We start from the raw sequence: 12,726 nt of genomic DNA on the forward strand, positions 1-12,726 counted from the left end.
TCCCTCGCTCGGGGGAGCCGCCGCGGCTGCCGCGCTGGCACGATGGCTCACATGTACCGCTTCCTCGCTCCGCTGGCCCGGCCGGCCACGTACAGCCGCTGGCTGCACCTCATCAGTCCGGTCGCCGTGGCCAGTGTGTGGATGTTCATCTCCCCGGAGACGCCGTGGGTGCTCATGCTCATGGCGGTTCCCGTCGGCCTGGTTCCGGCCATGCGCCTGGCCGAGGGCATTCAGGGGCAGTTGCTGCTCACACCGTGGGAGCGCGGCAGGCGGGGTGCCGCGATCACGGTGGCGCCCTCGTCGACCTGGGCGGACCGGTGGCGGACCGTGCTCTGGCTGGAGGTGCGGCTCCTGCTCGCCATACCGGTCATGTTCGCGACGGTCTGGCTGCCGGCCACCTCCGTCGACCTCGTCATCACGGGGTTCGGGGGAGGCCCCAGCAACGATTGGCTGGTGCGGGGGGTCGAACCCCACTGGTGGTATGTCCTCCTGACTCCCTTTCCCATCCTTCTCCTTCTCGGCGTCGTCACGGTGGGCGGCAACGTGGCCATGGCAGCCGCCCGCCGGCTGCTCGGCCCGACCGCCAGGGAGAAGATGACCGCCCTGGAGGAGCGCACCGAGCAACTGCTGGAGCGCAATCGCATCGCGCGCGAACTCCACGACTCGATCGGGCACGCGCTGACGGTGGCGGTCGTGCAGGCCGGAGCCGCGCGCGCGGCGAACGATCCCGCGTTCACGGAGCGGGCGCTCGCCGCAATCGAGGAGACGGGCCGGGAGGCGTTGGACGACCTGGAGCGGGTGCTGCGGGTGCTGCGCGAGTCGGGCAAGCCCATAGCCGGGCAGCCCACGCTCGTCGAGGCGGACCGGCTGCTGGATTCGGCGCGCGGCTCGGGCGCGAAGGTCGAGGCAGAGGTGTCCGGTGCGCTGGACCTGGTGCCTGGTCCGGTGTCCCGCGAGGGGTACCGGATCCTCCAGGAGTCCCTGACCAACGCCCTTCGCCACGCGGGAACGGTGCCCGTCCGGGTGAGGATCGGAGTGGTGGACGGGTGGCTGGAGCTCGAAGTGGCGAATCCGCTGACCGGCACGACGAGCATCTCGGGCGGCGGCAGCGGGCTGCGCGGCATACGGGAGCGGGCCGCCCTGTTGGGAGGAAAGGCGAAGACCGGTCCCTACGACGGCGAATGGAGGGTGCACGCGAGCCTTCCGCTGGAGCGCATACGCTGAGCGGATGCCGGTTACCGTTCTTCTGGTCGACGACGAACCCCTCGTACGTGCGGGACTGCGTGCGGTCCTCGACGCACAGCCCGACATCGAGGTGGTGGGCGAGGCGGGCGACGGCGCCGCGGTGATTCCGCTGGTGCGGCAGCTGCGGCCCGATGTGGTCGCGATGGATGTGCGTATGCCGCTGATGGACGGCATCGAGGCGACCAAGGTCCTGCTGAGGACGGTGCCGCAGCCGCCGAAGATCCTGGTGGTGACGACGTTCGAGAACGACGAGTACATCTACGAGGCACTGCGGGCGGGAGCTGACGGATTTCTGCTCAAGCGCGCCCGGCCCACGGAGATCGTCAACGCGGTGCGGCTGGTGGCGGAGGGGGAGTCGCTCCTGTTCCCGGCCGCGGTCCGCCAGCTCGCCGCCGAGTACGGCACGAGCAAGGCCCGGGCGGCCATGGAGCGGGCTTCGCTCACCGAGCGCGAGGAGGCGGTGCTCCGGTTGATGGCCAGGGGCCTGTCCAACTCGGAGATCGCCGCCAAGCTCGTCGTCGGTGTCGAGACGGTGAAGTCGCATGTCAGTGCCGTCCTGGCCAAGTTGGGGGCGAGGGATCGCACCCAGGCGGTGATCGCCGCGTACGAGTCCGGCTTCGTGGCTCCAAGCTGACGCAGGTCACCTCTCGATACCGTCTCCGGCCCGTGGTCGCTGCACCACCGACCAGCGAGTACGATCCGGCAGACATGCGCGCGAGCTGGGAGGACACACCGTGGGCCGGCTGACCGGAGGGGACCCGTCTCTGTTGAGGCGGATCAATTCCGCAGTGGTACTGCACGCCCTGAGAGGCGCGGGTTCTCCGACCCTGACGGACCTGACCCGGATCACGGGACTTTCCCGTCCCACGGTCGAAGGTGTCGTCGAGGGCCTCTTCGAGGCCGGACTGGTCGTCGAGGCACAGGCCGACGAGGGCGAGGCCCGGCGGCAGGGAAGGCCGGCCCGGCGGTTCCGGTTCCGGGCCGAGGCGGGCCATCTGCTGGGCGTCGAGATCGGACCGCACCGGGTCTCCGCGCTGCTGTCCGGGCTGGACGGCCGCATCATCGGCGCCGGCTCACGGGCGGTGTCGGAGACCGCGGGTGCCGACGACCGGCTCGACCAGGTCAGGGCCGTGATCGCCGACGTACTGCGGCGTACAGGAGTGGCCCGCAGCAGTCTGCGGGCGGTCGGTGTGGGCAGCCCGGGCATTGTGGAGGCCGACGGGACCGTACGTCTGGGGACCGCGTTGCCCGAGTGGACCGGACTCGCCCTCGGGGAGCGGCTTCGGCGGTCGTTCCGCTGCCCCGTTCTCGTGGAGAACGACGCCAACGCCGCTGCGGTGGCCGAGCACTGGAAGGGCGCGGCGACCGAGTCGGACGACATCGTGTTCGTCCTGGCGGGGCTCAGCCCCGGTGCCGGTTCGCTGATCGGGGGCCGGCTGCACCGAGGGTTCGGTGGCGCGGCCGGTGAGATCGGCGCGCTGCATCTGCTGGGCCGGGACGTGACGCCGGAGCGGCTGCTGTCGACGACCGACACTCCGCTCGACCCTCTGGACGAGCACGCGGTGGCCGCCGTCTTCGCGGCGGCCCGTCGTGGTGACGCCGGTGCGCAGGCGGCCATGGAGCGGTTCATCCAGCGCCTGGTCCACGACGTCGCCGCACTGGTGCTCGCACTCGATCCGGAGCTCGTGGTGATCGGCGGCTGGGCCGCGGGGCTGGACGGTGTCCTGGACCCGCTCCGCGGGGAACTGGCCCGCTACTGCCTCCGCCCGCCCCGGGTCACGCTCTCCCTGCTGGGCGAGGCCGCCGTCGCCACCGGCGCCCTGCGGCTGGCACTGGACCATGTCGAGGAGCAGCTCTTCGCGGTGGAGGGCACGGCAACGGCCCGCCGCTGACTGCGACGGGCCGCACGGTGCACAGGAACGGGCAGCTCGGAAGCCGCGTTACGGAAGGTCAGGAAGCCTGCGCCACCTGGTCTTCGTGGCTGATCTCCAGCGCGCCCGAGTCCCCGAAGGTGAGCCGGCAGGTGTCGGCCCGGTAGGTGGCCACGGAGACCGCCGCCGTGCCGTTCTCCGCGAAGTAGCGTGTGGTGACGACGAGAACGGGGGCGCCGGGAAGCCTGTCGAGCTCCTTGGCGTCGTCCGCCCGTGCCGATCCGAGCTCCACCGAGCGGTCCTGGCCGTTGAGGCCCAGACGGTGCAGCTCGCGCAGGACGCTCCGCGCGCGAGCCGGACCCGAAGGGGCGTCGATCGCGGAGAGAGCGGGCACCGACGAGGACGGGACGTAGAGAAGTTCCGCCGCGAGTGCCTGACCGTGGCTGACCCGGATGCGGCGCACCACGTGCACGGTGTCCCCGGCGTCCACGTCGAGCATCCCGCTCACGGCAGCCGGAGCGGTCGCGGTGGTGCAGTCGACGGGCTGCCACGCCTCGCCGTCGCCGCCCGTCCAGTCCTGCTGCGCGGTGGACACGGCGACACCCACGCGCGGCGGGGCGACAGTGGTCCCCACGCCGCGGCGACGCTGGAGCCGGCCTTCGAGTTCGAGCTGCTCCAGAGCCTGCCGGAGCGTGGCTCGGGCGACACCGAACCGAGCTGCGAGGTCACGCTCGTTGGGCAGGATCTCCCCCACCGCAAAGTCCGAGTCGAGTGCCTCACTGAGCACGGTCTTGAGGTGCCAGTACTTCGGCTCCTGTACCGAATCCAGCTGCGTGGTCCCCACCCTGTCCTCCGCAATCGCCCAGCGGCTTTCCGCGACGTTATTTATTAAAGGTTCCTGTCTTAACGTTGAGACCATAGGACGGTGCACCCCCTTGGTCAAGACCAATCCTCATTCAGTAACGGAGTGAAACGGTGCCGCACCGCAGAGCGTTCACAGGACGTTCTTGGTGCCGTGAGCCGCGCGCAGCACAAAGCCCCACGTCCGGGCGGGTCCGTGGGGCCGAGTGCGGGTACGGGTGGGGCTCGCGATGCCCGTCGCCATAAGGCGGACGGGAGTTATTCGAGAGGCAGTCCGGAGAGCTTGTCCGGATTACGAATGATATAGGCGCATTGGATTACTCCGTCCTTGACGTCCACCTGGAAGAAGGTGTCCGGCTTACCGCCGACGAGGACCACCAGAGCCGGACCGCCGTTCAGTTCGGCCACTCGGAATTCCGTGTCCGGGTCCTGCCCCTGTGCGACGGCGACGAGGAAGCGGCCGACCTTGTCGGCGGTTTCGATGACCCGCCGCGGCGCCTTCGACTTGCCTCCGCTGTCGCTGACGAGCCTCACATCCGGCGCCAGCAGCGCGAGCAGCTGGTCGAGATCACCACCGGAGGCCGCGGCGAGGAACCGTTCGGTCAGGTCGCGGCGCTCCGCCGGATCGACGTCGTAGCGCGGCTTCCCCTCCTCCACATGACGCTTGGCGCGTCCGGCGAGCTGGCGCACAGCGGCCTCGGTCCGGTCGAGGGTGGCGGCGATCTCGGCGTACGGAAACCCGAACGCCTCACGCAGCACGAAGACGGCCCGCTCCAGGGGCGAGAGGGATTCGAGGACGACGAGGACGGCGAGGGACACGGAGTCGGCGAGGACCGCCCGTTCCGCGGTGTCGGGGACGGACGGCCCGAAGTCGGTGACGACCGGTTCGGGCAGCCACGGGCCGACGTACGCCTCGCGCCGGGACTGCACCTGGCGCAGCCGGTCGATGGCGAGGCGGGTGGTGATCCGTACGAGATAGGCCCTCGGTTCCCGTACGTCGTCCCGCGTCGCGGACGACCAGCGCAGCCATGCCTCCTGCACCACGTCCTCGGCGTCGGCGATGCGCCCGAGCATCCGGTAGGCAACTCCGGTGAGCACGGGCCGGTGTTCTTCGAAGAGATCGGTCACGGTGTTGGCAGTCACCGTTCCATCCCAGCCCAGACGAGGTGAGCTGTCCAGCGGGAATCGCGGGGGCTCTTGAACTGCTGGCTACTGGACGGTAATTGTTGTTGACACGACGTCTAAATCCCCAGGGAGCAGCCGTATGGCCACCACGGCCTCGTTCACAGTCGTTTCCGCCGGAGAACGGCACAGTGTGTCGGTAGCGTACGAGCGGACCGGGGCCGGTGAGCCCCTGCTCCTTCTCCACGGCATCGGGCACCACCGTCAGGCATGGGACCCGGTGGTGGGGATACTCGCCGCCGAGCGCGAGGTCATCGCCGTGGATCTGCCCGGTTTCGGCACCTCCCCCGGCCTGCCGGACGGCCTCCCCTACGACCTCGCCACGGTCGCCCCGGTGCTCGGGGCGTTCTGCGAGGAGCTGGGTGTGCGGAGTCCGCACGTGGCCGGCAACTCGCTCGGGGGGCTCCTCGCCCTGGAACTGGGCCGCCTGAAGCTCGCCCGTTCGGTGACGGCTCTCTCCCCCGCCGGCTTCTGGACGCCCGGCGAGCGCCGCTACGCCTTCGCGACGCTGCGCGCGATGCGGCGCGGCGCCCTGTCGATGCCGCCGGCGCTGATCGAGCGCCTCTCGACCGGGGCCGCCGGGCGCGCCGCGCTGACGAGCACCATCTACGCGCGGCCCGGGCGCCGTTCGCCCGAGGCCGTCGTCGCGGAGACGTTCGCCCTGCGCGAGGCGACAGGGTTCCATCGGACGCTGGCTGTCGGCAGGAACGTCGCCTTCACCGACGACGTCCCCGGTCTCCCCGTGACCATCGCCTGGGGCAGCCAGGACCGGCTGCTGCTGCGCAGGCAGGGAATCCGGGCCAAGCACACCATCCCGGGCGCCCGGCTGGTGCGGCTGCCGGGCTGCGGTCATGTGCCGATGAACGACGACCCCGCAGCGGTGGCGCGCGTCATTCTCGACACGAGCCGCTGAGCGTTCCAGGGGCGGGTGGCCGGGGGCCAAGGCCCGCTTGTTCACCTGGGGTTGGCGTGGTGGCCGCCAACGGGCACTAGGCATGGGTCGGCAGCAGCCACCTCTGCCCGACCGCACCCCTGCCCCGGAGGCCCACCGATGTCGTTGCCCACGCACGTCCCGCACCCCGGCCGCCGTACCGTCCTGCGCGGCTCACTCCTCGCGTCGGCCGCCGTCACCCTCCCGACCGCCGTCTCCGCGGCTCCCGCCTTCGCGCTCTCCGGCCGGCCGAGCGCCCGGTGGGGCGTCCAGACGGGTGCGGTGACCTCGTCCTCCGCCCTGGTGTGGGTGCGATCGGACCGTCCGGCCCGGATGCTCGTCGAGACCTCGGCCACCGAGTCGTTCCGCCGGGCCCGCCGATGGGACGGTCCGCTCATCGGGTCCCGTACGGACTTCACCGGCACGACTCCGCTGTACGGGCTGCCGCCGGGCGAGCAGGTGCACTACCGGGTGACGCTCGCCGACCCGCACGATCCGCGCCGGACGGGCAAGCCGGTGTACGGAACGTTCCGCACCGCCCCAGCGCGGCGCCGCGACGGGGTGCGCTTCCTGTGGTCGGGCGACATCGCGGGCCAGGGCTGGGGCATCAATCCGGACATCGGCGGCTACCGGGTGTACGACGAGATGCGCCGCCTCGACCCGGACTTCTTCCTCTGCAGCGGGGACAGCATCTACGCGGACGGGGTGATCGAGCCGAGCGTGACGCTGCCGGACGGCCGGATCTGGCGCAACATCACCACGGAGGAGAAGGCGAAGGTCGCCGAGACGCTCGACGAGTACCGGGGCAACTTCCGCTACAACCTGCTGGACGAGAACGTGCGCGCGTTCAACGCGCAGGTGCCCTCCGTCGTCCAGTGGGACGACCACGAGGTCCGTAACAACTGGTATCCCGGCCAGATCCTCGACGACGTGCGCTACACCGAGAAGAACGTGGACGTGCTGGCGGCCCGCTCGATGCGGGCGTTCCGCGAGTACGTCCCGCTCCCGGCGCCGCACGGCGGCTCCAGCGAGGGGCGGATGCACCGCGTCGTCCGGCACGGTCCGCTCCTCGACGTCTTCGTCCTGGACATGCGCTCCTTCCGCAACGCCAACTCCCCCGGCCGGCAGGCCGACGACACGACGGGCATCCTCGGCGCCGAACAGCTCGTCTGGCTCAAGCGGGAACTGTCGCGGTCGCGCGCCACGTGGAAGGTGATCGCCGCGGACATGCCGCTGGGGCTGATCGTCCCGGACGGTGCGACGAACTTCGAGGCGGTGGCCCAGGGCGATCCCGGCGCTCCGCTCGGCCGCGAGCTCCAGCTGGCCGATCTGCTGCGGCACATCAAGCGGCAGCGGATCACCGGCACGGTGTGGCTGACGGCCGACGTCCACTACACGTCCGCGCAGCACTACTCCCCCGAGCGCGCCGCCTTCAAGGACTTCGCGCCGTTCTGGGAGTTCGTGTCGGGCCCGCTGGCCGCCGGAGGTTTCCCGGCGAACAAGCTCGATGCGACGTTCGGACCCGACCAGGTCTTCGTCCGGGCGCCCGAGCGGGCGAACGTCTCCCCCATGGAGTCGCCACAGTACTTCGGCGAAGTGGACATCGACGGGGAGAGCGGCGAGTTCACGGTACGGCTGCGGGCGCAGGGCGGAACGGTCCTGTTCAGCAAGGTTCTCCAGCCGGGACTCATCGGCCAGTGAGTCGAAAGACAGTGCGAGAACCCGACAAAAAGAGACGATAGGCAACCAGATCCACACTTAACCCATCAGTCACAAGACGTTCGTGATCAGGCAACACCGCTCGGTCACAGTGAGGACATGACTGATGTGACATCCGCGAAGAGCGCCCGCCGTCCGCACCACTGGCGGCGGGACCTGATCGAGCTGGCAGCCCTGTTCACGGCCGTGGCCGTGGCCGACGCGATCGCCAACCTCATCGGGCACCAGCCCGACGGCCCCTATCTGCTCATCGCCTCGGCCGTGGCCCTGGTCGCCACGGCCACGTTCCACACGTGGTGGGCCCGCCGCCACAGCCACGCCCCGCCGGGTGCGGGCGGCGAGGAGGCCGCGCCGGACGCCGGCGCCGCGGCCTCGCTGACCGCCGAGGACACCGTCCTGTGGCGGATGCGGACGACCGTGCGCGACGCACCGGGCAGCCTGGCCGCCCTGTGCATCGCGCTCGCCCGTTTCCGGGTCGACATCCTGACGCTCCAGACCCACCCGCTGGCCGACGGCACCGTCGACGAGTTCCTGCTGCGGGCCCCCGCCACGCTCCAGGCCCAGCAGCTCAGCCGGGAGATCTCCGCGGCGGGCGGCAGCTCCACCTGGATCGAGCGCGCGGACGCCCACGACCTGGTCGACACCCCGACGCGGGTCCTCGGCCTCGCCACCCGTACCGCGCTGGACGCCGCCGAACTTCCCCTGGCACTGCGCCAGTTGCTCGGCCGCTGCACGATCCACTCGCTGCCCGCCGTCTCCATCACCGGTCGCGCCACCGGTGAGAGCGCACCCGTCGAAGGTGTGCTGGAGGAGACCGTGATGCGCCTGCGCGATCCCTCCGGCGGTGTCATCACCGTGGAGCGCCCGCACCTGCCGTTCACGCCGACCGAGTTCGCGCGCGCTCGCGCCCTCGTGGAACTCGACGCACGGCTCGGCCCCCGTGTCCCGCGCAGCGAGGACGTACTCACCCTCCCCGAGGGCAACGAGATCACCGTCCGGCGCGCGGACCGCGGCGACCTCACCGCGGCCCGCGCCATGCACGACCGCTGCTCCGAGCGGACCCTCGGACTGCGCTATCACGGCCCGGTGCGCGACGCCGACCGCTACCTCGACCACCTGCTGAGCCCGCGCTTCGGCCGCACCCTCGCCGTGCAGACGGCCTCGGGCAGGCTCGTGGCGCTCGGCCACCTGCTCTGGGACGGCGACGAGACCGAGGTCGCCCTGCTCGTCGAGGACGACTGGCAGCGCCGCGGCATCGGCTCCGAACTGCTGGGCCGACTGGTGGCACTGGCCGTCGAGGCCGGCTGCGAGAGCGTCTACGCCGTGACCCAGGCCCACAACACGGGCATGGTCGCGGCGATGCGCGGGCTCGAACTGCCCCTCGACTACCAGATCGAGGAAGGCACGCTCGTCATCACAGCCCGACTGGAGTCGTCTCCCGTCCGTTCGCTGCCGCCGTACGAGCGGGCTGAACAGACGGGTCGCTGAGCGCCTGGCACAGGTCGGCCCACAGGTCCTCGACGTCCTCCAGGCCGACCGACATGCGCAGCAGCCGGTCTCCGACCCCGGATCCGTGACGGTCTCCCTCGGCCACAATGCGGTGGCTGATGGAGGCCGGGTGCTGGATCAGCGAGTCCACGCTGCCGAGGCTGACGGCGGGCGTGACGAGCCGCACCGCGGCGATCACCCGGTGCGGGTCCCCGTACACCTCGAACGAGACCATCGCACCGCCCACCTTCGGATAGTGCACGCGGGCGATGCGCGGGTCGGCGGTGAGCCGCCGGGCGAGCTCGGCGGCGCTCGCCGACGCGGCCCGTACCCGTACCGGGAGGGTGGACAGCCCGCGCAGCAGCAGATATCCGGCGAGGGGATGCAGGACGCCGCCGGTGGCGAAGCGCACCTGGCGCAGGGTCGCCGCGAACTCCTCGTCGCAGGCCACGACGCCGCCCATCACGTCGCCGTGCCCGCCCAGGTACTTGGTGGCACTGTGCAGCACGATCCGCGCACCGTGCTCGACCGGCCGCTGGAGCACCGGGGTCGCGAAGGTGTTGTCGACCAGCAGCGGCACGGACCCGCAGGCGTGTGCGACGGCCCGGATGTCCACCTCGGCCAGGGTCGGGTTGGCGGGAGTCTCGACCATCACGAGGCCGGTGTCGGGACGGATGGCGTCGGCGATGCCGGCCGGGTCGGTCCAGGTCACCTCCGTGCCGAGGAGTCCGGCGCCCAGGAGGTGGTCGCTGCAGCCGTAGAGCGGCCGGACGGCGACGACATGGCGCAGGCCGAGGCTCGCGCGGGCCAGCAGGACAGCGGTGAGTGCCGCCATTCCGCTGGCGAACGCGACGGCGCTCTCGGCCCCTTCGAGACGGGCCAGAGCCGTTTCGAAGCGGGCCGTGGTCGGGTTGTCGAGGCGCGCGTAGATCGGCGGCCCGTCCGGCCGGGCGCCGGTGGTGGCAAAGGCGTCGATCCGCTCGGCCTCGCCCCTCGAGTCGTACGAGGGGTAGGTGGTGGACAGGTCGAGCGGCGGGGCGTGCAGTCCGAGGGAGGCGAGATCGTCGCGTCCCGCGTGCACGGCTTCGGTGGCCAGCGCCCGGGACGGGGGTGAGGTCCGGGGCGTCATCGAGGCTTCGGTGTCCATGTCATCACTCTGAACAGCTACCGGGCCGTCGGGGAAAAAGGCCGTGTTACGTTCGACGTATGGCTGATTCTGTCGTTCTCGATCCGGTGGACCTGCATATTCTGCGGCTCCTTCAGAACGATTCACGGACCACGTACCGGGAGCTGGCCGCCGAGGTCGGCGTGGCCCCGTCCACGTGTCTCGACCGGGTGACCCGGCTGCGCCGCTCCGGCGTCATCCTCGGCCATCAGCTGCGCCTCGATCCGGCCCGCCTGGGCCGCGGGGTGCAGGCGCTGCTCCTGGTGCAGGTCCGGCCGCACCGCCGCGAGCTCATCGGCCCGTTCGTTGACCGGATCAGGGCGCTGCCGGAGTCCCGCGCGCTGTTCCACCTCACGGGCCCCGACGACTACCTCGTCCAGGTGGCCGTGGCCGACACGGCGGATCTCCAGCGGCTGGTGCTGGACGAGTTCACCTCGCGCCGCGAAGTGGCCCGGGTGGAAACCCGGCTGATCTTCCAGCAGTGGGAGTGCGGGCCCCTGTTGCCGCCGGGGTCGCCGCCGGGCGACTGATTCCCCGTGATGGTGACGCGAAGGCCCTCGTCGTACGAGGATGTCGGCATGTCAGACACTTCTCAGAGCGCGCTGCCCCGCCAGGTCGCCGACGCCTACGTCGACGCATTCATCGAACTCGACCCGATCACCGGCACGTATCTCGGCATCGCCGAAAGCGCGCGCCGCCTGCCCGACTTCTCGCCCGCGGGTCAGGCGGCCCTCGCCGACCTCGCCCGCGAGACCCTGGCAAAGCTCGACGCCGCGGAGAAGCTGCCGGGTGCGGACAGCGAGGCCGAACGCCGGTGCGGACGGCTGCTGCGCGAGCGGCTCACCGCCGAACTCGGCGTCCACGACGCCGACGAGGGTCTGCGCGTCGTCTCCAACCTCCACTCGCCGGTGCACAGCCTCCGCGAGGTGTTCACGGTCACGCCGACCGACACGGACGAGGACTGGGCCGCCGTCGTGGACCGTCTGCGCGCCGTCCCGGCCGCGCTGGAGGGATACCGCGCCTCGCTCGAACTCGGTCTGGAGCGCAAGCTGTACGCGGGCCCGCGCCCGACCGCGACGTTCATCGAGCAGCTGACGGACTGGGCGGGCAACGGCGACACGGGGTTCTTCCAGGACTTCGTCGCCCCCGGCCCGGACGCCCTGCGCGAGGAGCTGGCCGCCGCGGCCGGCGGTGCCACGGCAGGGCTGGTCGCGCTGCGCGACTGGATGAGCGAGGTGTACGCCCCGGCGGTCGAGGGCGCTCCGGACACCGTGGGCCGTGAGCGGTACGCACGCTGGGCGCGCCAGTACAACGGCGCCGACCTGGATCTCGACGAGGCGTACGCGTACGGCTGGTCCGAGTACCACCGCCTGCTGGTCGAGATGAAGGCCGAGGCGGAGAAGATCCTGCCGGGCGCCGGTCCCTGGGAGGCGCTCGCCCACCTCGATGTGCACGGCGAGCACATCGAGGGCGTCGACGAGGTACGGGTGTGGCTGCAGAACCTGATGGACGAAGCCATCGAGGCCCTTGACGGCACCCACTTCGAACTCGCCGAGCGGGTACGGAAGGTGGAGTCCCACATCGCCCCGCCGGGCGGCGCCGCGGCCCCGTACTACACCGGCCCCTCCGAGGACTTCTCGCGCCCCGGACGGACCTGGCTGCCCACGATGGGCGAGACCCGCTTCCCCGTGTACGACCTGGTGTCCACCTGGTACCACGAGGGGGTTCCCGGCCACCATCTGCAGATCGCGCAGTGGACGCACGTGGCGGAGAACCTCTCTCGCTACCAGGCGTCGCTGGGCCACGTGAGCGCCAACGCCGAAGGCTGGGCGCTCTACGCGGAGCGGCTGATGGACGAACTGGGCTACCTTCCCGACGCGGAGCGCCGGCTCGGCTACCTGGACGCGCAGATGATGCGTGCCTGCCGGGTGATCGTGGACATCGGCATGCACCTGGAGCTGGAGATTCCGGCGGACTCGCCCTTCCACCCCGGCGAGCGGTGGACGCCCGACCTGGCCCAGGAGTTCTTCGGCAGCCACAGCGGCCGGCCCGCCGACTTCGTCGAGAGCGAGCTGACCCGCTATCTGTCGATGCCGGGGCAGGCCATCGGCTACAAGCTGGGCGAGCGCGCCTGGCTGCTGGGCCGGGAGAACGCCCGCAAGGCCCACGGCGACGCGTTCGACGCGAAGGCGTGGCACATGGCCGCCCTCTCACAGGGTTCCCTCGGTCTGGACGACCTGGTGGACGAGCTGTCCCGGCTCTGA

Annotated in this window: 11 protein-coding genes; 8 read left to right on the forward strand and 3 right to left on the reverse strand. The window is 71.1% G+C overall.

Annotation, left to right across the window (positions count from 1 at the left end; genetic code table 11):
- The first annotated feature begins 51 nt into the window (after positions 1-51).
- From OG230_RS04735 to OG230_RS04745, 3 genes are all read left to right on the forward strand, one after another.
- The gene (locus OG230_RS04735; RefSeq protein WP_328908862.1) at positions 52-1,224 is read left to right on the forward strand and encodes a sensor histidine kinase; all 1,173 of its coding nucleotides are present in this window, start codon (positions 52-54) and stop codon (positions 1,222-1,224) included.
- Between the two features lie 4 nt (positions 1,225-1,228).
- Positions 1,229-1,879, forward strand: coding sequence for a response regulator transcription factor (locus OG230_RS04740; RefSeq protein ID WP_328908863.1), 651 nt, complete (start codon positions 1,229-1,231; stop codon positions 1,877-1,879).
- Between the two features lie 100 nt (positions 1,880-1,979).
- A complete protein-coding gene (locus OG230_RS04745; protein ID WP_328908864.1) occupies positions 1,980-3,137 on the forward strand; it encodes an ROK family transcriptional regulator in 1,158 nt (385 codons plus the stop codon).
- A 58-nt stretch (positions 3,138-3,195) separates the two neighbouring features.
- Here OG230_RS04745 and OG230_RS04750 read toward each other — a convergent pair whose 3' ends face one another.
- Positions 3,196-3,960 carry a GntR family transcriptional regulator gene (locus OG230_RS04750; RefSeq protein ID WP_328908865.1) on the reverse strand — a complete coding sequence of 255 codons (765 nt, stop codon included), beginning with the start codon at positions 3,958-3,960 and terminating at the stop codon, positions 3,196-3,198.
- Positions 3,961-4,235: 275 nt separating this feature from the next.
- Entirely contained in the window at positions 4,236-5,120 is an 885-nt protein-coding gene (locus tag OG230_RS04755; protein ID WP_328908866.1) for an RNA polymerase sigma-70 factor, read from the reverse strand.
- A gap of 121 nt (positions 5,121-5,241) precedes the next feature.
- Here OG230_RS04755 and OG230_RS04760 point away from each other — a divergent pair, with 121 nt between their 5' ends.
- The 3 genes from OG230_RS04760 to OG230_RS04770 all read left to right on the forward strand — a co-directional run bounded on the left by OG230_RS04760 (position 5,242) and on the right by OG230_RS04770 (position 9,297).
- Positions 5,242-6,072, forward strand: a complete 831-nt coding sequence (locus OG230_RS04760) for an alpha/beta fold hydrolase (protein ID WP_328908867.1) — start codon at positions 5,242-5,244, stop codon at positions 6,070-6,072.
- A gap of 138 nt (positions 6,073-6,210) precedes the next feature.
- Complete coding sequence (locus OG230_RS04765) at positions 6,211-7,791, forward strand: alkaline phosphatase D family protein (RefSeq protein ID WP_328908868.1); 1,581 nt, start codon at positions 6,211-6,213, stop codon at positions 7,789-7,791.
- Between the two features lie 126 nt (positions 7,792-7,917).
- On the forward strand, positions 7,918-9,297 hold the full coding sequence (locus tag OG230_RS04770) for a GNAT family N-acetyltransferase (RefSeq protein ID WP_328911307.1): 1,380 nt from the start codon (positions 7,918-7,920) through the stop codon (positions 9,295-9,297).
- Here OG230_RS04770 and OG230_RS04775 read toward each other — a convergent pair.
- The gene (locus OG230_RS04775; RefSeq protein ID WP_328908869.1) at positions 9,224-10,444 is read right to left on the reverse strand and encodes a trans-sulfuration enzyme family protein; all 1,221 of its coding nucleotides are present in this window, start codon (positions 10,442-10,444) and stop codon (positions 9,224-9,226) included. The two genes, OG230_RS04770 and OG230_RS04775, sit on opposite strands and share 74 nt — an antisense overlap.
- A 59-nt stretch (positions 10,445-10,503) precedes the next feature.
- On the opposite strand from OG230_RS04775, the gene OG230_RS04780 reads away from it, so the two are divergent.
- On the forward strand, positions 10,504-10,992 hold the full coding sequence (locus OG230_RS04780; protein ID WP_328908870.1) for an Lrp/AsnC family transcriptional regulator: 489 nt from the start codon (positions 10,504-10,506) through the stop codon (positions 10,990-10,992).
- A gap of 48 nt (positions 10,993-11,040) precedes the next feature.
- On the forward strand, positions 11,041-12,726 hold the full coding sequence (locus OG230_RS04785) for a DUF885 domain-containing protein (RefSeq protein ID WP_328908871.1): 1,686 nt from the start codon (positions 11,041-11,043) through the stop codon (positions 12,724-12,726).

The sequence above is a fragment of the Streptomyces sp. NBC_00234 genome (assembly GCF_036195325.1).
Taxonomy (GTDB): Bacteria; Actinomycetota; Actinomycetes; order Streptomycetales; family Streptomycetaceae; genus Streptomyces.

Excerpts from the sequence above, each read along its gene's own strand:
- OG230_RS04735 (WP_328908862.1), top strand. The coding sequence starts at position 52 with ATGTACCGCTTCCTCGCTCCGCTGGCCCGGCCGGCCACGTACAGCCGC.
- OG230_RS04740 (WP_328908863.1), top strand. The coding sequence starts at position 1,229 with ATGCCGGTTACCGTTCTTCTGGTCGACGACGAACCCCTCGTACGTGCG.
- OG230_RS04760 (WP_328908867.1), top strand. The coding sequence starts at position 5,242 with ATGGCCACCACGGCCTCGTTCACAGTCGTTTCCGCCGGAGAACGGCAC.
- OG230_RS04765 (WP_328908868.1), top strand. The coding sequence starts at position 6,211 with ATGTCGTTGCCCACGCACGTCCCGCACCCCGGCCGCCGTACCGTCCTG.
- OG230_RS04775 (WP_328908869.1), bottom strand. The coding sequence starts at position 10,444 with ATGGACACCGAAGCCTCGATGACGCCCCGGACCTCACCCCCGTCCCGG.
- OG230_RS04780 (WP_328908870.1), top strand. The coding sequence starts at position 10,504 with ATGGCTGATTCTGTCGTTCTCGATCCGGTGGACCTGCATATTCTGCGG.
- OG230_RS04785 (WP_328908871.1), top strand. The coding sequence starts at position 11,041 with ATGTCAGACACTTCTCAGAGCGCGCTGCCCCGCCAGGTCGCCGACGCC.